At 43.5% G+C, this 21,925-nt stretch carries 16 protein-coding genes; 1 reads left to right on the forward strand and 15 read right to left on the reverse strand.

The annotated features are described in order from the left end of the window. The 4 genes from AACU19_RS20960 to AACU19_RS20975 all read right to left on the reverse strand — a co-directional run. Positions 1–562 (reverse strand): pyridoxal-dependent decarboxylase (locus tag AACU19_RS20960; RefSeq protein WP_077516045.1); only part of this gene is annotated, 562 nt, incomplete at its 3' end. 361 nt (positions 563–923) lie between these two features. Then, complete coding sequence (locus AACU19_RS20965) at positions 924–3,707, reverse strand: M16 family metallopeptidase (RefSeq protein ID WP_198599082.1); 2,784 nt, start codon at positions 3,705–3,707, stop codon at positions 924–926. 56 nt (positions 3,708–3,763) lie between these two features. Next, positions 3,764–6,136, reverse strand: coding sequence for a TonB-dependent receptor plug domain-containing protein (locus AACU19_RS20970; protein ID WP_105278488.1), 2,373 nt, complete (start codon positions 6,134–6,136; stop codon positions 3,764–3,766). A 37-nt stretch (positions 6,137–6,173) separates the two neighbouring features. Further along, positions 6,174–7,859, reverse strand: coding sequence for an ABC transporter ATP-binding protein/permease (locus AACU19_RS20975; RefSeq protein ID WP_105278489.1), 1,686 nt, complete (start codon positions 7,857–7,859; stop codon positions 6,174–6,176). 199 nt (positions 7,860–8,058) lie between these two features. Between AACU19_RS20975 and AACU19_RS20980 the strand changes: the two genes are divergently transcribed. Next, positions 8,059–8,184, forward strand: a complete 126-nt coding sequence (locus AACU19_RS20980; RefSeq protein WP_122083086.1) for a hypothetical protein — start codon at positions 8,059–8,061, stop codon at positions 8,182–8,184. Here the strand turns inward: AACU19_RS20980 and AACU19_RS20985 are convergent. From AACU19_RS20985 to fimA, 11 genes are all read right to left on the reverse strand, one after another. Continuing rightward, positions 8,150–9,307, reverse strand: a complete 1,158-nt coding sequence (locus tag AACU19_RS20985) for an anaerobic sulfatase maturase (RefSeq protein WP_001299007.1) — start codon at positions 9,305–9,307, stop codon at positions 8,150–8,152. The two genes, AACU19_RS20980 and AACU19_RS20985, sit on opposite strands and share 35 nt — an antisense overlap. 51 nt (positions 9,308–9,358) lie before the next feature. Then, the gene (locus AACU19_RS20990) at positions 9,359–11,041 is read right to left on the reverse strand and encodes a sulfatase-like hydrolase/transferase (RefSeq protein ID WP_039021852.1); all 1,683 of its coding nucleotides are present in this window, start codon (positions 11,039–11,041) and stop codon (positions 9,359–9,361) included. A 398-nt stretch (positions 11,042–11,439) separates the two neighbouring features. Next, positions 11,440–12,201 carry an acid stress response transcriptional regulator YdeO gene (gene ydeO, locus AACU19_RS20995; RefSeq protein WP_000060467.1) on the reverse strand — a complete coding sequence of 254 codons (762 nt, stop codon included), beginning with the start codon at positions 12,199–12,201 and terminating at the stop codon, positions 11,440–11,442. Positions 12,202–12,275: 74 nt separating this feature from the next. After that, the gene (safA, locus tag AACU19_RS21000) at positions 12,276–12,473 is read right to left on the reverse strand and encodes a two-component system connector SafA (RefSeq protein ID WP_000543389.1); all 198 of its coding nucleotides are present in this window, start codon (positions 12,471–12,473) and stop codon (positions 12,276–12,278) included. Between the two features lie 247 nt (positions 12,474–12,720). Then, positions 12,721–15,000 carry an acid resistance putative oxidoreductase YdeP gene (ydeP, locus tag AACU19_RS21005; protein ID WP_039021851.1) on the reverse strand — a complete coding sequence of 760 codons (2,280 nt, stop codon included), beginning with the start codon at positions 14,998–15,000 and terminating at the stop codon, positions 12,721–12,723. A gap of 348 nt (positions 15,001–15,348) precedes the next feature. After that, on the reverse strand, positions 15,349–16,263 hold the full coding sequence (locus AACU19_RS21010; RefSeq protein ID WP_039021850.1) for a fimbrial protein: 915 nt from the start codon (positions 16,261–16,263) through the stop codon (positions 15,349–15,351). A gap of 58 nt (positions 16,264–16,321) precedes the next feature. Then, positions 16,322–16,825, reverse strand: a complete 504-nt coding sequence (locus AACU19_RS21015) for a fimbrial protein (protein ID WP_105278490.1) — start codon at positions 16,823–16,825, stop codon at positions 16,322–16,324. Between the two features lie 12 nt (positions 16,826–16,837). Next, positions 16,838–17,368, reverse strand: coding sequence for a fimbrial protein (locus AACU19_RS21020; RefSeq protein ID WP_000682252.1), 531 nt, complete (start codon positions 17,366–17,368; stop codon positions 16,838–16,840). Between the two features lie 13 nt (positions 17,369–17,381). Next, entirely contained in the window at positions 17,382–20,033 is a 2,652-nt protein-coding gene (locus tag AACU19_RS21025) for a fimbria/pilus outer membrane usher protein (protein ID WP_105278491.1), read from the reverse strand. 41 nt (positions 20,034–20,074) lie between these two features. Next, positions 20,075–20,785: a fimbria/pilus periplasmic chaperone gene (locus AACU19_RS21030; protein WP_105278492.1), complete on the reverse strand. Its 711-nt coding sequence runs from the start codon at positions 20,783–20,785 to the stop codon at positions 20,075–20,077. Positions 20,786–21,145: 360 nt separating this feature from the next. Beyond that, entirely contained in the window at positions 21,146–21,709 is a 564-nt protein-coding gene (gene fimA / locus AACU19_RS21035; RefSeq protein ID WP_024218640.1) for a type 1 fimbrial major subunit FimA, read from the reverse strand. Between the last annotated feature and the right edge of the window lie 216 nt (positions 21,710–21,925).

Consider the following 21,925-nt stretch of genomic DNA (forward strand, 5'->3'; position numbering starts at 1 on the left):
ACAACTGACCGGGGCGCATAGGGATTTCACGCAGCTCCACATCCCAGTAACGGGCGAATTTATGCCAGCAGATTTGTACCGGGCCGCACACCAGATTAGGTTTATCCGTTGGCTTGCCTGCGGCTTCCATACGCTTGCGCCAACGCCATTTCATCGCCATCCCGCCGAGCATACAGGCCTCGGAAGAGCCAATGGTGTTGGTGCCAACGGCCTGACCATTTTTCGGTGCAGGCGCATGCCACAGATCGGCAACCATGTTTACGCAACGCAGATCGATTGCTGCAGATTGCGGATATTCTTCTTTGTCGATCCAGTTTTTGTTAATGGATAAATCCATCAACTTATGGACATTTTCGTCGTCCCAGGTCTGGCAGAAAGTGGCCAGGTTCTGACGAGCGTTGCCATCAAGATATAATTCGTCATTGATAATCTGGAATGCGACATCATCACGCATTTCGTGCAGCGGAAAACGTTTTGATTCTGCAATAGTGGAAATAGACTTCGCACCAAAACGTGAATCGAGTAATTCCGACCTTAAATCCGTTACTTGCTTCTTATCCATTTTAAACTCCTTAAAATGATTGGATCGCATTAAAAAAGTAGGATTTATCGATAAAGTAAGCAAGTACAAAGGACTCGTGTTTAAATAACAAAATCCTAATGTTATTTATCGTGAGATATTATGCGAATAATATATTTTCATTGAAAATCAATATATTATTGAATTCTTGGGTGGTGGCAAGGTGTTTTATGTTGTTATTTTTATGCACTTTCTACGCCTCCTGAATTATCACGTAAAAATCAGACCTTAAAATATCACTATTAGTACTTGGTTATTATTTTGAACGCATTTATAAAATTATTACATAAAAATAGCGAATATTGATAAAATCCCCGCCAACGATGTGTTGACGGGGCTGTTATTATTTTGGCAATAATACTCCGGTATAAGTATTTACCGGATGAGAAAGATATTGTTTAACGGTAGTATTAACATTCTCTACCGTCATTTGTTTCAACAATTGCTCCTGCTCAGTCCATGCTGCAGGATCGTCATATTGAATAAGACTATTTACAATGGTGTTCGCTAATTGTTGAACGCTACGCTGTTGGATATCGAGGCTGCGCTGAACGTTTTGCTGGTATTCATTCAGTTCTTGCTCACTGATCCCTTTAGCCAGACGCTTAACCATCACTTCATTCGCTAACGTTAACAGTTCATCATGTCGTTCTGGTTGACAAGTAAAAGCCAGCAAATGACTGATATCTTTGGCCTGAGGATCAACCGAGAGGCGAGAAGAAACGCTGTATGCTCCAGATGCCTGTTCACGAATATTAACGCGTAGATCTTTTGCCAGTGCGACGTTAAAAGCATCGAGCGCCATACGCGTCGCCAGATTTACAGGTGTCCGGGAATCATAACGCTTCCACTGTGAAACCTGTGCCACAGGTTCATTTTGTTCTTTTACCGTAACCGATGCGTTGTCCGTCGCGCGAGTTAATGGTTTACCTGTGGCTAATGGCGAATCAGAGTGTTTGATTGATCCTAAGTAACGCGTAATTAACGGCAGGAGTTTGTCTTCTGCGACATTACCGACAATGACAAACGTGATATCCGCTGGAGATGAAAACAACTGGCGATCGGCAGCCAGCGCATCTGCGGCAGTAAACTGTGCAATCTGATTTTCTTGCAGTAATTTCGTGCGGTCATCAGCATAGCGCGTCTCATACATCTGCTGGGCGAATTTCTCCGCTGGACGCTGGTCGAGCGTTTTCAACGCCTGAATTTGAGCATTTTGTAGCGATGCCCAAATATTATCGTTAATCGTGCTGTGGGTGATTCGCTGGTTAATCAACTGGAAACCAGGTTCAGGGTTATTAGTTCGCGCGCTAACAGAGAGCAATGTATTCATGCCACTGACTTTACTGCTCATGGTTACCGAGTTTTCCGCACTCCAGCGTTTCAGGCTGGAAGAGGAGAGTTCACCAACGCCGCTTCCGCTTACTGCTTTATTTGCCAGCGCGATAAGTGCTTTTTGCTGCGCAGGGAAACTTAAATCGCCTTTATTAGATACGGCAGTAATTTGTAGCTTTTGCTCTTCACCCGCGGATTTTGCCAGAATAACCCTGGCACCATTGGAAAGTGTTAATGATGTCAGATTCTCAGCCAGCGTTTCTTTGCTGCTAATTTCCGCCTGTGGGTCAGCGTCTACTGTTAACGATAAATTTCTGCCTGGGAAGATGTAAGCTGCCAGCTTTTTGTTGGCGTACTCTTTTTCCAGCGCCAGGATAGCCGCAGGAGATAATGCTTTGTTGGCTGCAACCTCGTTATTCACCATTTGCTCCCAAAATGCGTCCTGGTTCTTTCTTAGCTGCTGCCATTTTTCCGCCAGACTTTGCACGGTAATTTGCTGCCACAGACGTTTCGAAAGTTGATATGTCTCTTCCGGCGACAAGAACGGCGTATTATTTAATGAGCTGGATGCCAGGCGACTGGTCAGCATACGTAAATCACGTTCAGCTTGCTGATCAACCGCATTTTTCAGCCAGGTGAGACGGGTAGATTTGACATCATCGAGTTCTTCAGCAGAAAAACCATGCTGATCAATAGTTGCCAACTCTGCCATTAATGCATTCGCAGCATCCTGCATATTATCGTCTCGTGCATTTACACGGAAAAACAGCGACTGATAATCGGGTGCAATTCTAACGCTGCGCGCAGTGCCGCCAGAAATAGTCTTCAACTCGCCCGACTGTATGCGTTCCTGCAGACGCTGATTGAACAGCTGAACCAACATGCTCCATTCAGCTTGTTCGATAAAGCTTTGCTCATCGCTCACTTGCACCATTGGCAGGCGATAATAGAGTGCGATGCCGTTCACCCGGTTTTCTTTATCATTAATGATATTAAAGCGCAGGTGGTTTTCGGCTTTTGTCGGCCAGACGCGATTTTCAGCTGCTTTGTTAGCCGGAAGCTTACTTAAATTATCCTTAATCAGCGCCAGCGCTTCTTTACTGTCAATATCGCCGACCACGATAAAGGTCATATTATTTGGTTGATACCAGCGTTGATAAAATTGGCGCAATTGTGCCGGTGTGACCGTGGCGACAGTATCCATCAGGCCGATAGGTTCACGCTCTAAATTACGGGTATTTGCCAGCAGGAAAGGGCGGCGCGCCTGAGAGGTGCGCCATTTCGCATCCTGATGGGCACGCCATTCCTCAGTAATTACGCCACGTTCAGCGTCTACTTCGAGTTTTTCAAAGGTTGCGGCATTACTCCATTCACTGAAGATTGCCATCACTTGTTGCAGATTTTGTTTCTGCGTAGTCGGCAAACTCACCTGATACACCGTTTCGTCATAGCTGGTATAGGCATTAACATCGCGACCAAAACGCAGGCCCATTGACTCAAATGTTTCGATGACTTTATTACCCGGCCATGTTTTTGTGCCGTTAAACATCATATGTTCTACAAAATGAGCCACGCCGCGCTCATTGTCTTCTTCCTGCAATGAACCGGTATGAATTTGCAGCCATAAATTTACCTGATCCTTAGGTTGAGCATGCGGATAAATCATATATCGCAAGCCATTGTCCAGTTGCCCGGTAATTAACTTTTCATCCTGCGGTAAGGCGGCGGCAATCAGTCGCCCGGGGAGCAACAGAGTTGCCACTAACGTCAGTAAGAAACAGAGGTTTCTCATAATTATCTCCATGCGAAAACCGGGCGAATTTACCCGGTTAAGTAAAATCCGAACTATTAAAATTTCATGCTGACATCAAGCCAGAAAGTACGGCCACTGGCGTAGGTCGCCACGCCGGTATTCGTTGTATCAACAGCGGTTTTGCTATCCAGTACATTGAGAATATCGGCACTGATCGTCAGGTTTTGTTGTTTCAGAAATTGTGGCGTCCAGGACAAGCGGGTGTCCCAGGTCAGGCTGCTATCCAGTTTTTCGTCAACATACTGCTTGTAATCTGAATATTCGCTGATGTATTGCGCATTCGTCTTACCCAGGATAATGCGAGCTTTACGCGCTTCTTGCCAGGCCAGCGTATTCGCCCACACCAACCCGCTCGGTTGATGCGTGAAATCCATGTTTAAGGAGATCTTTAGTGGATTATTAAAATCCGCCACTGGAACGCTATCGTAAGAGACCAGATTACCGTTATAAACCACCCGGTTATCACCGGTATTGCTCTCCTCATAACCATTGTTTAACGACAAGTTGCCCTTGCTCTTGATATAGCTAAAGACAATTTGCGGGTTAATATCTACCTGGCTGATATGCAGGGGTTCGGCCAGTTCAAAACTGAGGTTGAACGAATGCGTTTTGGTTTTACCGTCGTTGTTATATTCAGTAATGGTGGTTTTAGTCGCGCTGTCGGTACGACTGCTTTTGCTGATTTGATCATGCGCTTCACGGTAAACATAGTTTGCGCGCGCAATAACGTTCTTACCGATTTTTTGCTGCAATCCCATTGCCAGTTCATCGTTATAAGGCGTTTTCAAATCCTGATAGCGCGTCAGGGTTTTATTGCCTGATACCGATTCCGTCCAGCTATTGCGGATATCACGTAATCCCATATCAAGAATATTCCCGCCATAGTAACGGTTATAACCTGCGGTAATCATTGAGGTTTGATCAGCAAAAATATCCCATTCCGTCATAAAGCGCGGGGAGATATTGTGGTTTGACAGATAGTTATCATAGTCATACCGCACGCCGGGCATTAACGACACATTACGCCAGTTAATGCGATCCGCCATATACAGCGTGTAATTGTCTATTCCCAGGCTGCCTTTACCTTTATGGTAAATGGTATGGTTAGTTTTCTTTCCGGCAGCATTAATCACATAGGATTCAGACTGGTTATGGCGTTCAGTCCATGCATCGGAATAGATGTATTCCGCGCCGAAGTAGGGTTGATGCGAAACATTACCCACGGCGAATTTTTGCCAGTCAAGGCGTGTTTTGAAGGTGTAATTATCTACAGCCTGGGAAATGTGTCCTAATCCGCCACGGGTGCAACGCCCTGTAATATCACCATATGTACATGAAAGTTCGGTGTACCAGATGTCATGATCGTGACGGGTATAATCACTAATATGATCCCAACCAACGGTGGTACGCAGTTTGGCCCATGCGAGCTGGGTATCCATATCCCATGCCAGACCATAGGATTTATTACCCATTTCGCGATCAGACTCCGGGAAGGTGCTGGTATTATAATCACGGCTGGAGCCGGTATATTTTAAGGTTAAATCGTGGGTAAAGCGGTCGCTGGCAAACCAGGTAAATTTGCTCACTGCGGTATCGATAACGTTTTTGTACTGTGCCCGACCGGCGACAATGCCGTCATTCGAAACATAATCCGCGCGGGTGATATCAGACTGGCGGCGCGATAAACCGGCGGTAACGCCGAAGTTATCAGCGAGTTCCTGATTAAACGCCAAAGTATAAAAGTTCTTTTTAAAATCTGGAGAGTAATAAGTACTTCCTGAAGAACCTTGATTAAATGCGCTCTTGTTATTCTCATCGATATGCGATGTTAACCAGTTTGAACGCGTAGTGCGATAACCCAGTTTCACGCTGCTATCATCAGCATTGAAGCGTTTGATCTTTGCATCAATTACCCCGCCATTGAAGCGACCGAATTCAACCGGCACAAAACTGTCATAAAGCGTCACATTGTCCAGTAAGCTGACATCAAGATAATAGCCCTGTGACATCCCGCTAATATTGGTTGCACTACTGGCATCGGACTCATTCGCTGGGTTCAGGTTATTAGTTGTACTAATACCGTCAATCAGATAGGCATTCTGATAGGGCGACGCACCGTGAATAGAGATTTTCTCCGGGCGAATATCTCCCTGGTTCAACGAGGTACTTTGCGTTGAATCCATGCGCACCGCAGGGTTGGTTCTCAGCAGATCGCTGATATTGCCATTCCCGGTCGGTAAACGCTCGATGCTTTCACTGGTGTAATGCGTGTTGCCGTTTACGGGTACAGGGACAGGAGCATAGACCGTCATCTCTTCAAAAACATGCATGTACATGTTTTTGTCATCGACGGCCTGCGCCACATCAGCGCCACATAAAATGACGCCAGGAATAAGAACTCGCTTCATTTATTTTTATCTCCGTACAGCAGGGCTTTTATTGTTTTTATAAAACCGCGCTAATGTCACAAATATCATCGGCCAGGTTCCAGACACCGGGTTGATGTGTAACCATAATGACGCCGCTAGTGGGTAGTTTTTCACGCACTAAACGCAGTAAGCGGATAGCCTCTTGTTCCTCAAGATGAGAGGTAGTTTCGTCAAGAAATATCCATTTCGGACGTCGTAAAATTAATCGTGCCAGGGCGATACGTTGTTTTTCGCCGCTGGAAAGAATATCTCCCCAGCGATCGTGGTCATGAATACGCGCAGCCAATTTCCCCAGACCAACCTGATGCAGTACTTCGCTCAACGATTTATCGTCTACGGGCAGGGAAAGTGCTTTACAAATAATCTCTTTCAGTAAGCCGCTTTTGATTAACGGTGTTTGTGACACATACCAACTGTCAGCAGGAGACGAAATATCACCTTTAAACCACGGCCAGCAGTGGGATAATGTTTTAAGCAGTGTGGTTTTTCCCGCACCAGAGTAACCTTTCAGTAATAGCCATTTGCCTGGCGAAACATGAAAGTTCAGGTTCTCTAATATGATCTTATTATCAGGAGTACGAATACTCGCGTCAGCCACTTGTACCGCATGTTGGCAATTTTTAGGCTTATTCGTAGGGCGCTGTTCGGTGAGTTGATGGAACTCATACAAACGATCGATAACCGCAGCCAGTTCAGCAAGTTCGTCATATTTATAAATAAACCAGCTTAAATTGTTCGATACCAGCATAAATGCCTGGCGCGATTTCATCAGTCCGCCCAGATTGATCTGTCCGCTAATAAACTGCGGCAATAACAGAAAGTAGGGAAGAACGCTAAGCGAGCGCGAATAAATATTCTGCCAGTAATCAAGCCACCGCTGGCGATTCATTAAACGATGCCAGTTCTCTTTAATGATATGAAAATTGTCGCTCAACTCCTGCCGTTGTAGAGATTCAGCATTGCTTAGCGCAATCAGTTCTGCTTGTTTATTATGCTGCACAAGATTAGTTCGAAATGTCGCTTCGCTACGTTGTTTTTCCACGTTAAGTGGTCGAATGCGTTTTCCAACCTTATGGGTAAATAATGTTCCTCCGATCACAATAAGCACGACAGTATAGACCATATACCCATGGATATTCCATTCTGTTCCACTAACAGTGAATGAGAGCGTACCCGCGCTTTGCCAAAGAATAACGGTGAAGGTGACCAGCATGCTCAGTGACTGGATGAAGCCAAATGAAAGGCTGAGCGTTTTGCTGATCAGTAAGAGAATGTCTTCAGCGATACGTTGGTCAGGGTTATCTGTATTTTTATGCTCGCCGTAGATCTGCGTGAAGTAGTAGTTTTTATCTGCAAACCAGCGATTAAGGTAGTAATCTGTTAACCATTCGCGCCAGCGAATAGTCAGTAGTTTAATTAGCCATGTTTTGTTTACGGATATTAATACAAAGATCCCCAGCAGGGCAGGGAACCACAGAACAAGTTGCCAAAGTTTATCGGTTTCTTTCTGGCTTAGCGCATTGAAAAAATCATTGTTCCAGTCGTTTAACCAGACCTGAATTTTAACCACACCAAGGATCATGGCGAGGATAATAATGATTAACAACAGTGAAGTTTTATTGTTCTTACGCAGCCAAAAGGGCTTCAGCAGACAGAGATACTTTGCTATCAACATACGAAACGTAATGGGAATGGTTATCATTAGCGAAAATTGATTGTGCCATCCAATGATTATCTATGGCAATGATTTACTGATGAAATTTATTTAAGTATCATTTAACAATATGAAATATAAAGAAATATTTCATTTTCAGTGGTTATGGTTATGCTATTGATAATCAAGGATATTGCTAATACCCTGACGCATACCACGTAAGCCAGGATTTTCGCAAAGGAAGATGATGAAGACGAAACACCCGACAGGAATTTATGTCGGGTGCCTTGTTAAGGTCATAAGAAGGAGGCTAAGAATGGAACTAAGGGGGAGCGTTATTAATTATTCTCCATTTGTTTTGCAACATCCATAATGTGGTAAAGCGGAACTCTGTTCTTAGCTAACTCCACCATGGCGTTCATATAAGGCACCATGGTTGAAAAAAGGATTTTATAACCTTCACAAAAATAGGAAACAGTCTCATTGTTTACTTTAGTAATACGATGCTTAGGACAACCGCCATTGCAGATAGGTTTATATGCACATTGCTGACATTTCGCTGAAATCCGTTTTTTTTGCGCTGTCAGTTGAACACTATTCATCGTTTTGAGTTCAGATTTATTAATGTTTCCAATTTTGTACTGTGGATAGACAAAATGGTCGCATTCGTAAATGTCTCCATTACTTTCAACAACCAGATTATCCTTGCAGGACTCCTGGAAAATACAACTGGTATGCCCATTCCCCAAAAAACGGCTGACAAAGCTTTCAAACTGACGGATGAAAATTTCACCCACATCGTTTTTAACCCATTGCATAAAAATGGTTGACATAAACTTGCCATAAGCCGTGGGAGGCACAGAAAAATCAATGATACGGAATGTGTTCTCACTATGACCACTGAAATCAATATTCGGCGTCCCGGTTTCGAGCAATTCGATAAATTGCATATGTTTACTGCCGATAGATTTTAAAAAATGATAAACCTCAAGAGGGTAATGGACATTAACGTTATTAATGACGGTTAACGTATTAAACTCTACTTGATATGATTTCAGACGCTCGATGGCTGCTATCACTTTTGCAAAAGTACCGTTACCTGAATTACTGCGTCTGTAACGGTCATGTAGCTCCTGGGGTCCATCGATCGAGATACCAACCAGAAACTCATGTTCTTTGAGAAAGGCACACCATTCATTATTCAATAAAATGCCATTCGTTTGTAATGCATTAAAAATACGTTTTTGGCCTGCATAGCGTTGTTGATAGTGAATAACTTTACGGAAAAAATCCAGGCCAGCCAGAGTGGGTTCACCGCCTTGCCAGGTAAAATAGACCTGATTGCCAGACGCTGCGATATATTGTTTGATGAACTCTTTCAGAGTGCTGTCATCCATCCATTTTTCATGAGTAAACTGCGACTCTTTTTCAAGGTAAAAACAGTAATCACATTTGAGATTACATTGAAAACTGGAGGGCTTGGCTGTAACGTGCATCGCTATCTCGCTCAATAAGGCGGCGGAAAAATCCGCCGCATGAAGGTTTAGTTATTTCGCTTCGCTTAGTGCTTTCTTGATATTGTTAAACTTCGCCTGATTTACCTCGCTAAGCGGTGGCTGGCTTTTGTCGATAAACTCTCTTACCACACCTTGCATCTCTTTAACGACCTGCGGATTGGCGGCGGCAAGGTTATCTTTTTGCTGTAGATCTGTCAGTTTGTATAGACCTAACTGATTGTTTTCTACTGTATAGACTAGCGAATAATCGTTATTTCTCACCGTATAAGAGAATTGGCTTAAATCTTCGGTGTTGGGGTTATGCGGGTAATCGTCTGACTGATGGCGGACAAATTTGTGGTAATTATCCCAGAAGGGAATATTTTCCTCATCAAACCAGTGAGAATAAGATGTTATCCATGTCAGATTTTTATGTGGCTCACCTTGTTTCTTATCTTGCAACCAGGGCAGCAATGAAACACCATCCAATTTTAGCTCTTTTGGAATGCTGATATCGGCTGCATCAAGAGCTGTCGGGTAGAAATCCATTGCGGAAATCAGCTTGTCATAATTACCGGGCTGAAGTTTTCCTTTCCACCACATAAACATTGGTGTATGGGTACCGCCAGGATAAGTCTGGCTCTTATAGCCTTTTTGCGCTCCGTTCAGCGGCAGAGGACCATCGATAACTGCACCATTATCGGAGGTAAATAGAATAATTGTATTGTCATACTGTCCGTTTTTCTTTAGTTGTTCAAGAATGCGTTTTACGCCCTGATCAACAGAATAAACGGAAGCGTAGTAGTTATCTGCTGTTTGGCTACCGGTATTAAATTGCTTCTGATATTGCTCTGGTGCAGGGTTGTCGTTTGGCAGGTGCGGAGCATTATAAGCCAGGTAAAGCATAAAAGGCTGGTCAAGTGTTTTAGCACGATCAACAACGCCAATTGCCTCATCGGTTAACTGATCGCTGATATAACCTTTTGCGGGGACGCGCTCACGATTTTTGAACAGAGAAGGGGAGTTATAATATGCCGTTCCTGCAGCGTGGAATCCCATAAAGTAATCAAAACCACGGTTTTGAGGTTGCCATTCTTCCGCAGAAAATGTGGTGAAGTTGTCATGATAGTCACGCGTTTGTTTATCTTCTGGTACTGGCACATTACTGATTTTTGACAAGTGCCATTTACCTACTGCTGCAGTGTAATAACCATGATTCTGGAATAATTCAGGCAAGAAAGTTTCTGTCAGCGGAATACCATCCTGAGCATCAGTATTGGAGTACACACCAAAACGAGCGGGCGCTCGACCGGTCATTATTGCGGCGCGGGAGGGACCGGAAACACCGTGCGCCACATAGCCGTTAGTAAAACGTACACCTTCATCCATTAACGAAAGGAGTGTTGGCGTTGATTTTTGTGCAGCTTCAATGGCTTTATCTATCCCTATTTTGTAGGTATCGACAACTTCACGATTTTCCATTGTTTTTGGGTCAAAAGAACCCTTATCAAAAGGAAGTTGTCCATAACCCAGATCATCCATGGTCAGTACGATGATATTTGGCTTTCCTTTAGTACTGTATTCAGTCGGCGTAAAGTCTGAGAAAGCAACGTTTGTTTTAGTTGCTTTCAGCTTTACATCATCTGCCGCATGAGCGGTAAATGCAGCCATACCAGATGCCAGTATCAAAGATATCGAGGTACTTACGACACTTTTCTTCAATGCAGACTTCATAAATGTTCCTCTTCTTATTGTACTTAATTCCAAAGTAATTTTACGAAGAGAAATAAGATGATGTAAGTGAAGTGAGTCACATAAAGAGATAGCAGATTTGGCTAAAAAAAGAGAAACAACAGTCTGAAAAGCGTTGACATTGCTTTCTGTTGAGCCAAGTAATTTCTCAATGATAAATATCTAACTAATTGATATTTAGTGTATTTATGTGTTTTGATGGCAATTTATTGCATTGGGATCATAAATAAATATGAAACAGATTATTTAGATTCATAAATATGTGATGTATATCACCAATTCTCATCATAAAATACAATTCGTAATGACACATTGGGGCAGGTAATAGCTGCCCCTTTAATTCTTACTTAGCGTGTGGTTGACTATTTGTGAGCGAATAATCAATTAGCCAAAGCATTCATCGTGTTGCCCGTGTTCATATTCGTGTGCCTTTGACAACGGTACTCCTTTGAAACTCTCTTTGGACTGTTGCCGAAATGTTTGCGGAAAGCATAAATAAAATAAGATGTACTGGCATAACCACATTTTTCGGCAATTTTATTGACTGAACCTTCTACGCGTATCAAATTTTTTGCGTGTTGCATTCTGGCATCTAAAAGAATTTGTGAGAATGTCGTTTGCTCTTGCTTTAGTTTTTTCTTCAGCAGGCTTTCACTAATATACAGGCAATCACAAATATCTTTTAGTTTCCATGGGTGTGCCAGCTTCATATTGACAATGTTTCTCACTTTCCCTGATACGGATAGCACACCGTTAGTTAATAATGTAATGAAACCTTTGCATGCAGCAAAAATAGACAGGCAAGAAAAAAGCAAAAGTTCAGAAAAATTCTGATGATTGCGTTCTTCAGAGTTGAGATAAGCAATCATTTCATTAAGTAATCCAGTTGGTACATTTGAAGCACGTAAAAACTTCGCAGGAACAGGCATAGTCACTGTCTGAATATTAGTGCATTGTAGATATTTTTTAATGGTGTTTTCATTAAATCCAATTTCTTTGAAATGCCGCTCATAAGGTTCAAAATGCGTACGAACAGCGTTATCTACCATCAAGATCTCGCCGTCAGAGAAGGCGTAATCTTTATCTAAAATGTTAGCGTTGAAGGCATGATGAATAAATATAACAGAACAAACGAGCGACATTTTATCTCCTTAAAACAATAAAGTTTTTATCGATACTTTTTTAACATTTCATATTTATAATTTGCTGTTTATTTTCAGTCTTGCAAACTATTGATAATGAAATGTGTAAGATCTCTTGCAATGCGACCCATTTCTGAAATACCCAGCTGATCAATTGCCGAAAAAATGGCTATCAACGTAAGTGTCAGTAATAAGACAACCACAATTACAGACATGATTTCTTTATAGTTGTCTCTTTGCGTGATTTTGTTTTTCACTGTGGTCGCATGCATTTCAAATATGTTTATTTAGCGGATAACGTTAAAAATCGTTAATCAGTATGCTTAATATAACAGGCTGGAAAAAAGAGGAAATAGGACTGGTGCTTCAGTACTGAGCGGAGTTTCTTACAGCTGTAGGCGGAGGTATAAATCTTATAGCGAGCAGTTTAATTTAGCACATGTGAGTAAATTGCGCGACAATGGTCAATCAGGAATTCTTCTGCTGTGCGGATGACAGCAGAAGAAATGAGGAGGCGAATTAATTTGATGGTTCTAATTCAACCGGAATACTTTTATAGCCAGGAATGCCACTTAATGGATCGTGGTTATCAAGTGTTAGCATGTGATTCGATTCTGGAAAATAGGTCACCAGTGAGCGGTCAGCCATGGGGTAAATGACCACTTTTAATCTATCCATGCGGCGTGAGCTACGCTTACCCTCTGGCGTGAGTGCAATAAGATTAACTCTTTCGCCGTTTTTTACACCGCAAACTTTAGCTTGTTTAGCACTCATGAAGACCACATCTCGTTGACCGAATACCCCTCGATAGCGATCATCCATACCATAAATCGTCGTGTTGTACTGATCGTGACTGCGTACTGTCGCCATGACCAGCTTACTGTTAAACGCCGAAGAGGGATCTTCTAACAGCCCTTTGCTGGTAATGAAATTAGCCTTACCTGACGACGTCAGCCAGCGCCTTTCAGCAGCTGCGTTTATGAGGTGAAAACCACCAGGATGGCGGATGCGCTGGTTATAGTCGGCGAACTCTGGCAGCACAGCTTCAATGTCATTGCGAATGCGATCATAATCTTCCACCAGATGCTCCCAGGCCACCACGCTCTGAGGGAGCGCTGCCTGCGCGATTCCCGCGACCACAGCACACTCTGATTTCAGCATGACACCTGCGGGTTTTAACACGCCACGCGAGGCATGAATCATTGACATTGAATCCTCAACGGTTACCGCCTGCGCACCGCTTTTTTGCATGTCAATCTCGCTGCGTCCCAGAACCGGCAGAATATAGCTATGCCGTGCGGTCAGCAGATGAGAGCGGTTAAGCTTAGTGGCTACGTGTACCGTCAGATCTAATTGTGTTAACGGTACAGCGCTCGCTTCCCGATCTGGCATTGCCAGTGCAAAGTTGCCCCCCATGCAGATCAATGCTCGAGCCTGCCCCGTACATATTGCTTGCATGCTGGCAATTGCAGCATGTCCAGGTGCATGAGGTGGGGTGAAGCCATAGCGCTCACCCAGGCGAGCCAGAAACTCTGCAGACGGTTTCTCGGTGATACCGACGGTTCGGTCGCCCTGTACATTAGAGTGACCACGTAGTGGGCAGATACCCGCACCAGGCTTGCCAATGTTACCTTTCATCAACAGCAGATTGACAAGTTGCTGTACGTTCTGGGTACCATGTTCGTGCTGAGTGATCCCCATTCCGTAACAGATAATGGTTCGTTCGGCAGCGGCATATGCATCAGCAAGTTCGGCGATTTGTGTCTGACTTAGTCCAGAAATACGTTCGATATCTTTCCACTCGGAATTGAGAACGTCACGGCGTAGCTCGTCAAAGCCGACGGTATGCGTTTGAATGAATTCGTCATCCAGCAATGAGGGCCGACCCGCAGCACTTGCAGCATCATCGCGCTCAATTAACAGGCGCATCATCCCCTTTAGCAACGCCATATCGCCACCAATGCGCACATTATAGTAAGCACTAGCCAATTGAGTCTCGGAGTTCGTCAGCATTTCAAACGGGTTCTGTGGTGCGGTAAATCGCTCCAGGCCACGCTCCTGCAGAGGATTGATGGCAATCATTTTCGCTCCCCGTTTCACTAAAGCGCGCAACGAAGTCAGCATGCGAGGGTGGTTTGTACCAGGGTTATGCCCAATGCAAATGACTAAATCGCATTTCTCAAAGTCTTCCAGTAACACGGTCCCTTTACCCACGCCGATACTCGCTGCCAAACCCACGCTGGTCGGTTCATGGCACATGTTTGAGCAGTCGGGAAAGTTATTGGTACCGTATTCACGGGCAAAAAGCTGATAAAGAAAGGCAGCTTCATTGGAAGTGCGGCCCGAAGTATAGAATTCAACCTGATTTGGATCACTATAACTTTGAAGACGTGCGCCAATTTCGTCGAAAGCTTGTTGCCAGCTTAATGGCTGGTAACAGTCGCTGACGGCATCATATTTCAAAGGTTGAATGAGACGCCCCGCAGCCTCGAGTTCGTGATCTCCCCAGGTAAGTAATGATTGAACCGTATTCTCAGCGAAAAAAGAGGCATTCACCTGCTTATCGGTGACTTCCCAGGCGATTGCTTTTGCGCCGTTTTCACAAATGTCGAATGACGCGCTGTGCTTAGGATCTGGCCATGCACATCCTGGACAGTCAAAGCCTTCTGGCTTATTCATGTCAAACATGGCAATCACTTCCTGGCGTATATCCATCTGCTTACGGACTGCATTCGCTACAGATTTGACAGCCCCCCAACCACCGGCAGCTCCCTGGTAGGATTCAATTTTTTTCTTCATCAGCTTATCCTGTGTGGAAATGAATTATTAGGATTTGTAATAGCGATGATGCGCAGTATATATAATGGGTTTATCGGCCATTTGGATATATGAGAGTAGGGGGCTACTCTCATTCTATTTTTAACTCATTATCGTCACATAACAGAATAGTATAAATGCGATAAGTTAAGCATCATCTCTCATAGTCTTTAAGTTAACATACTTTTCAATATATAAAATAAGACTCTGACTTCAATTGTGCGCGGATTTTCTTACAGGTGTAGGATAATTTCTTTCAGGAAAGAATTATCCGCGTAATTTTAGTGAATGGAAAGCACAACCTAAAGTATAACAGGGTCAACATCACAATTATTCATAGATAAATGTAACGCCAATGACTGACTGTACTGCTCCAGCTGCGACCTTGCTTCCTGTCTGTCCATAAGTTGCACTTAAGCCCAGGGGTACTTTGCTTTTATTTACAGTTCCCAGGGAGACATTTTCTCCCGTAGCCAGTATTTTTCTATTACGCATCAGGGAGACACCGACTCCTGATGCTTTTGTTGCGTCAGGTGCGGTATTAGCAAACACTTGTCGGGCACTGTCAGTGGTAGCGCCCGAAAGATAAAATGAGAGCTTTTGCTCACTTGAGCAATATACGCCCAAGGGTATTTCTGCGCTTCCAGGAAAGTCCGGGAGACTCACTGTGACATTACGACTATCAACGGTACAGCCGCCCGTTGGCATAACAACACTGTTATTTGAAATAATATTCCATGTAAAGTTACGCGGATTTCCACTTCCTAACGTTGCAATTTTATACATATGAATGCGAGCAATAACTTCTCCCGCGTTTATGACAACGCCACCGGCCGCCCCGACAGGGGTAATATAGAGTTTTAACGGTAAGGGCATCGGTGTCTTATCACCAATATCCAGCACGTTGGTATTTGTCGTCAACGGAAAGGGGTAGGTCACATTATTCCAGTACAGCGATCCTTTATATGACTGTAGGGAGCCTGCGAAAGCTGAGCCTTGTACTAAGTTAATATGATCTGTGTCGTACCAGCCGCCGTAATCATTCCAGCAACTTATATGCTGAGACAAATCTACAACCAGATTCTGACCTGGTTGAATGACAGGATCGAGATTAACATACACAGAAGTTGTACCTGCGCCAATACTTGACCCACCATCAACATTACAACTGAAGGCGAAGACTTTACCTGCCATCAAAAGAAAATAAATACTGAACAGGACATTTATACTAATTTTTTTTCCCATGATAAATCCTTAGGTTAAAAATTGATTTAAAAAAGAGGCTTATAAAATCGAATCGATGTTATTGCCAGGTATAGATCACATTGATTAGCGCCTCGATCGTTCCCTGGCTTGCGTTTCCATTCACCGTGATAGCTCTTGCCTTAAGTGGAAACTGTGCATTACGTGTGATCTCATCAACAATAACCGTTTTGCTATCGCCATTTTTTAACGCAGCATCCTGGTCATCCCTCAGCTCTATCTGAGTATTTTCGGCACTACCTTCATTTTTGTAATAACCCGTATTGTCAGTTGAACCTGTTACGATTGCCGTCACTGCACTTGTTTCAATCGGACAATCGGTTAATGATAAAGTAATATTGTGCCAGCCAGATGCAGAACCAGGTTGTTGCAGATTGCGTGTATAAAGATCCCCGAGATTAACGCTAGCCTCTTTGGTTTGAATAGTGCAGGGTTTAGCAACTACCCGACCATTAACAGTGATAGTGACATCAGCGGCCTGGAGAGTTGCTGAAAATAGCGCACAGAGCGTAGCCAACAGAAATCTTTGGAAAGTTCTATTCATATCTCACTCTGATTATTGAAATTCAAGGGTAAATGTTGCCGAAGCGCTAACCAGACCTGGATTGACGGACTTTTGTGTTGACTTCAAACGGGCCGAGTAAGGCAAAATATTATCCTGATCAGGAGTCAGAGGGATCCACTGCATTCCGGTATGAAGGTCATTTAATTTTACTGGGCGCATATTTCCGTCCAGAATTTCAATACCCAAACCGGAAGCAGAATTGCTTCCTTCATCCAGTTTCAGCAGAGTATTATTTTCTAAATCCTCTATCCCGCTAAATGCAACCCGAACCCCTGTTGTCCCTTTGCTACATTCACTTAACGTAATCTGGAAAGGAACGGTTGGACTTGTGCTTCCAGTCGTTGGGAATTGCCTGGCACTGTGTTTTTGTAGGTCTACGGTAAAATTAAGCGAATCAGATGAAACTGTGCAGCCATAATCCAGGACGCGCCCGCTAATTTTAATAACGCTATCTGCAGATAAAGCAGAATAGGTGGTTAACCCCAGACATAAACCGAGGAAAATAATGCTATTGTGTTTCATAATCTAGTGTTCCTTAGCGACAGGCTACTGTTTGCTGACTCAGTAAGTTCCCAGGAGAGACTTCAGGAAGCTTGTAATTAACAATACATTTAGCGTTTGCATTGTTGCCCCATGAAACCTGTAATTTTCCTGATTGTGGAAGTCCTGTCAGATAGACCTGACCATTTTCAGCAACAATGCTGCCATTGTTATTGTCACCGTGAGTCACAATTGCACCGAATGGAACTGGTTTATTGCCGTATTTCAGAGTCATTAATACTTTACCGCCGATTTGTGCATTAAATGTTGCTCTGGCAATAGCACCATGAGTAGGGATGACCGTGACAACGGTTTCATCCAGTTCAACATTATCGGCAAGGGAATTAGCGTTAAGAGCGACACGATTTTCTCTATATTCTGTCGCAAATGGTAATATTGCATAGCCACGCCAGTCTGTATGTATTCCTGTCTGGTTCTCTATTTTAACATTCTCCGCGCCAGGAGCCTTAACCAGAACCATAGTGTCGCCCATCGGCTGTCCAAAGGTGACACCATCAGCATGAGCAATAATTCCACCACTCATTCCGTAGTAAAACTGGTTGCTATCGCCATTACGACTGTAACCGACATTAGTATTACCGTAAGCCCCTCGATAATTAAGAGAACTGTAACCACTGGTGCCAGATGATGCATTACCTCCGCGGGTATTACCGACCTGAACACTATAATTCAGGTTATTATCCGGCAGCAGTGTGCCATAAACCCCAGATAGATTGGTCATACCGCCTTTCAAATCGTTTGACATGCTATAACTAGCGTTTGAATTACGAAATGCCGACTGACTGTCTGTACGCATCCAATGACTGAAGGGAACATTAAGTGTAAAAGCGAGTAAATGATCCCGATCGTTTTGCCATATATTACTGGAATAGCTGTAATTCAGCGAAGTCGTAATATCGCCAAACGGTACATTTAACCCGAATGATATTTGCTGATCGCTGCGTGACGTGTTCCAGTAACTTTGGCGACTGGCACTGAAAAAGGTCGTACCGTAATTTCCAAGCTGCTGGGAAATACTTATTTGTTCCTGACCACGCTTACTATAGTACAGATTAAAATAATCAATAAATTGTATCTGTTCATTGGTGTCTACGGTCGGAGGCTTGACGGTGTAACCACTCATTCGACTGTATGCACTGTCAGATAAGTTATAAAATCCTTGCGTAGAATATCGATATCCTGCGACCTGGATATTCGTTCCCGTCTGATAGAAAGATTTACTGTAAACAGATTTTACCGATTGTCCGCTGCGACGAGTATCATCCGCAAGTGTCGTATTGGCTTGCGTGATATCGACAGAAAAGGCACCTAAAAGGCCAAGATCTTTACCAATACCCACGTTGAAAGCTTGATAATCTTCTGCAATTTGCATCCCGCCATAAGGTGTCCAGTTTCCCTCCAGACCATGCATTACGCTGCCCTGAATGAATTTGGGGGAGCTTTGCAGGTTATTTCCACTACGATATTCTCCCAAGGTAAGTGCATAACGCGTATAACCAGCACGTTGGAGAACCGGGACAGATGAATAAGGGACATATAAAGTCTGAATACTGCCGTCTGCCTCTTTTATCGTAACTTGCAGATCACCGCCATTAGCCGCAGAGTTAATATCATCAATAGTAAAAGGACCGGGAGGGACCGTAGTCTGATAAACATCGTATCCGTTCTGTTTAACACTGACTTGGGCTGTGCCACGGGCTATACCATGAATCACCGGAGCAAAACCATGTTGGCTATCGGGCAACATCGCTTCCGTTGAGTTTATTTTAAGGCCACGAAAGTTCACACTTTCAAAAATATCGCCATCGGTATAACTATCACCCACCGTTAACCGTGAGCGTAAGGGAATAATGTCACGTTCAGCCGACGTATTGATATGCTGCCATTTATTGCTGTCAGATGAATTGCTACTCCCACTGTTATAACTCCACGTTGAGTTATCACGTAGTCGCCAACTGCCAATGTTGATGCCACTCTGTAAATTCAAATATGCATAGTTGGATTTTCCTGCATTATGGTTACTACGATTATTAATAGCATTACCGTTAAAACTATAGTTCAGTAGGCCTGCGTTTATTCCTTCTTCCCACAGGTCAGGAGAGACATAACCACGGGCCATTCTGCCGACATAAATCTGCGGAACGGAGAGCGACAGATGTTGCTGACCAACATCAAACTCAGTAGATGCGTCGGCCAAACGATCCTGAAGTGGTGTACATGCGTTGTTATCCGGCACATTTTTTTCTGCCAAATGGCCCTTATTGGCTAATAGCGCTGATTTTTTTATGCCAAGACTGACAAGAAGGTCTGTACTCAGACATGGGGTGAGATCTGCGTTATTATCATCTGCAACAAAAGTAACATCCCGAGTGGTCATAAATTCGTCGTTCAAATAAATATCGACCCGATATGTACCAGGTGGTGCCTCGCGTCCCTTAGCAAAGGCAGATAAATCAACAGACTCAGCAAGATCATTGCTTAAAAACCGTGGATTAAAATAATACTCTGCGTCAACGGGAAAAACCGCAGTTGCTAAGCCAAGGGCAAAGGTAAGCTGTGCAAAGTGAGGCAGTATTAACACCTGATGCATACGATATGCCTTAAATGCGGCACGAAAGGCTGTCATTATTAATTCCGATTGAGTTTATTACTAATTAGGTCACTGGCTTACTGCATGGTTGCCTTAATACGCGGAGTTAATGCACCGTAATCATTGATCGTCTGAAAACTGATATCTCCGGATGCGGCATGCGGGATATCCACCGATACTTCACCTTTTGGCGGCACCATGGTGTTTGGGAGATTGCTATTTCCTGCTTTCATATTCGTTACGGTAATGAAGTAGGGCGTTGGATTAATAAGAGTAAGTTTGCTACCGCTGAGACGAAACCGAAGCATTGCAGGCGCTTCATCAGGTGCTATTGCCAGGTTCGTAGGGCGATAAAACATTTTTATGCGGCTAATAATTGCCAGCTGTAATGTATTCTCATTCTTCTGGTCTTTTTCCATAGCAGGAATAGCTTTGACATTAACCCAGAACAGGCTTTCACGGTCGCCTGGTAACTGATGATTAGTGGCGTTGATTATCCGCAGCGTATTCTCTTTTTTACCTTGCATGGAAAAAAGCGGTGGGGTAATGACAAACTGGGTGTCTTTTTGGTCACCTGCATTTTCTATCCATGACTGAATAAGATAGACACTGGCAGGATCATTATTCGTGACAGGCAATAAAACCTGTTTCTGATTTGCTGGAAAGATTACACGAGTTGCACCTAGAGCTACCGCTGCATTGGCAATGGTACTATGGCAAAGAAAGACCAATGAAAGTAATACTGTCGCCATAAAAGAAACAGAGTAGGGCGTACGAGTCGTCTGCATCTGATGTGTTCTCCATGTGTTGATAGGCTAAGCGGGGGAAACCGTCACATCAGAAAATGGTAAATATTGCTAATGCTATGGCGGATGGCCGGGTTTCCAGACTTAATGCGCTGGTAATAAAATTTGGTTCTCTATTGAAATAAAAATTGTCTTCAAAGTGATTTTTAAAATCACAGTAAATTTAACTGTCTTGTTTATTAATCGTTTAGATACTCTATGATTTTTTCATATCGTTCCAAAATATAAGTCATTCCTTAGTAATAATGAGATAAACATTGATGAATTTTTTCGGGTGTGAGTAGCCATGCCACACACACCCTGTTTCAATTTCAGATGACGTATAGCCACCTGAATACTCAATTATAGGTATTGGACTTTGAAGGTCGCATCTGCATTTGCAGTACCGGCCACTGACTGCCCGAGGGCAATATAACGAGCCTGGAATGGCAGTATATTCGTGCCATCAATCAAGTCAGTTTTAGCGCTAAAAGTTGCCCCATCCAGTATTAATACCTCCCCCGTACGGTCCAAAATTTGGATACCGACATTCTGGGCAGAGCCTGCCGCTGAACTCTGAAGCGCCAACGTATCGTCATTACTGGTGACAGTAGTCCCAAGGAATGCAACAGCCGCATTACTGGAAACATTGGTATCACAATCATTCAGCTTGATATTGAAGCCTACAGCGCTACTGAGGTCACCCGCTTTAGCCAGGCGAGAAGAACGGACCTGACCCAGCTCAACCGTTTGGTTCATTGATTCTGAGTCAATCGCACAAGCTGCATTTACCACTTCACCTTTAAAATGAATAACACCGCCATTTACGGTGGTCGCAACTGACTCATCACCTTCGGCTGCGTTAACCGCAGCCGAAGACATCGCCAACACAGAAACGACAATCATTCCGACATGTTTGAGTTTCATAATTCTCCAAAGTTTATATTTAAGCAGCTGAATAAAGAAATATAACAATTCAGTCATTCGGTTATTGTTTATAAAAAAGAATCATTCTTGATTAGCCTGTCACCCTGAAAATATAATTTCCTGAGTTATTACATCTGATGAAGAACGATAATATCTTTAAATCACAAGGACGCTCAGTCACAACAAGCTTATAACTGCACTTGTTGTAGAGAGTAT

Source organism: Escherichia sp. MOD1-EC4550, from assembly GCF_963876935.1.
Lineage (GTDB): Bacteria > Pseudomonadota > Gammaproteobacteria > Enterobacterales > Enterobacteriaceae > Escherichia > Escherichia coli_F.

Excerpts from the sequence above, each read along its gene's own strand:
- ydeO (WP_000060467.1), bottom strand. The coding sequence starts at position 12,201 with ATGTCGCTCGTTTGTTCTGTTATATTTATTCATCATGCCTTCAACGCT.
- AACU19_RS20980 (WP_122083086.1), top strand. The coding sequence starts at position 8,059 with ATGAAGACGAAACACCCGACAGGAATTTATGTCGGGTGCCTTGTTAAG.
- AACU19_RS20990 (WP_039021852.1), bottom strand. The coding sequence starts at position 11,041 with ATGAAGTCTGCATTGAAGAAAAGTGTCGTAAGTACCTCGATATCTTTG.
- AACU19_RS21020 (WP_000682252.1), bottom strand. The coding sequence starts at position 17,368 with ATGAAACACAATAGCATTATTTTCCTCGGTTTATGTCTGGGGTTAACC.
- AACU19_RS20975 (WP_105278489.1), bottom strand. The coding sequence starts at position 7,859 with ATGATAACCATTCCCATTACGTTTCGTATGTTGATAGCAAAGTATCTC.
- AACU19_RS20965 (WP_198599082.1), bottom strand. The coding sequence starts at position 3,707 with ATGAGAAACCTCTGTTTCTTACTGACGTTAGTGGCAACTCTGTTGCTC.
- AACU19_RS20970 (WP_105278488.1), bottom strand. The coding sequence starts at position 6,136 with ATGAAGCGAGTTCTTATTCCTGGCGTCATTTTATGTGGCGCTGATGTG.
- ydeP (WP_039021851.1), bottom strand. The coding sequence starts at position 15,000 with ATGAAGAAAAAAATTGAATCCTACCAGGGAGCTGCCGGTGGTTGGGGG.
- fimA (WP_024218640.1), bottom strand. The coding sequence starts at position 21,709 with ATGAAACTCAAACATGTCGGAATGATTGTCGTTTCTGTGTTGGCGATG.
- safA (WP_000543389.1), bottom strand. The coding sequence starts at position 12,473 with ATGCATGCGACCACAGTGAAAAACAAAATCACGCAAAGAGACAACTAT.
- AACU19_RS21015 (WP_105278490.1), bottom strand. The coding sequence starts at position 16,825 with ATGAATAGAACTTTCCAAAGATTTCTGTTGGCTACGCTCTGTGCGCTA.
- AACU19_RS21025 (WP_105278491.1), bottom strand. The coding sequence starts at position 20,033 with ATGACAGCCTTTCGTGCCGCATTTAAGGCATATCGTATGCATCAGGTG.
- AACU19_RS20985 (WP_001299007.1), bottom strand. The coding sequence starts at position 9,307 with ATGCACGTTACAGCCAAGCCCTCCAGTTTTCAATGTAATCTCAAATGT.
- AACU19_RS21030 (WP_105278492.1), bottom strand. The coding sequence starts at position 20,785 with ATGCAGACGACTCGTACGCCCTACTCTGTTTCTTTTATGGCGACAGTA.
- AACU19_RS21010 (WP_039021850.1), bottom strand. The coding sequence starts at position 16,263 with ATGGGAAAAAAAATTAGTATAAATGTCCTGTTCAGTATTTATTTTCTT.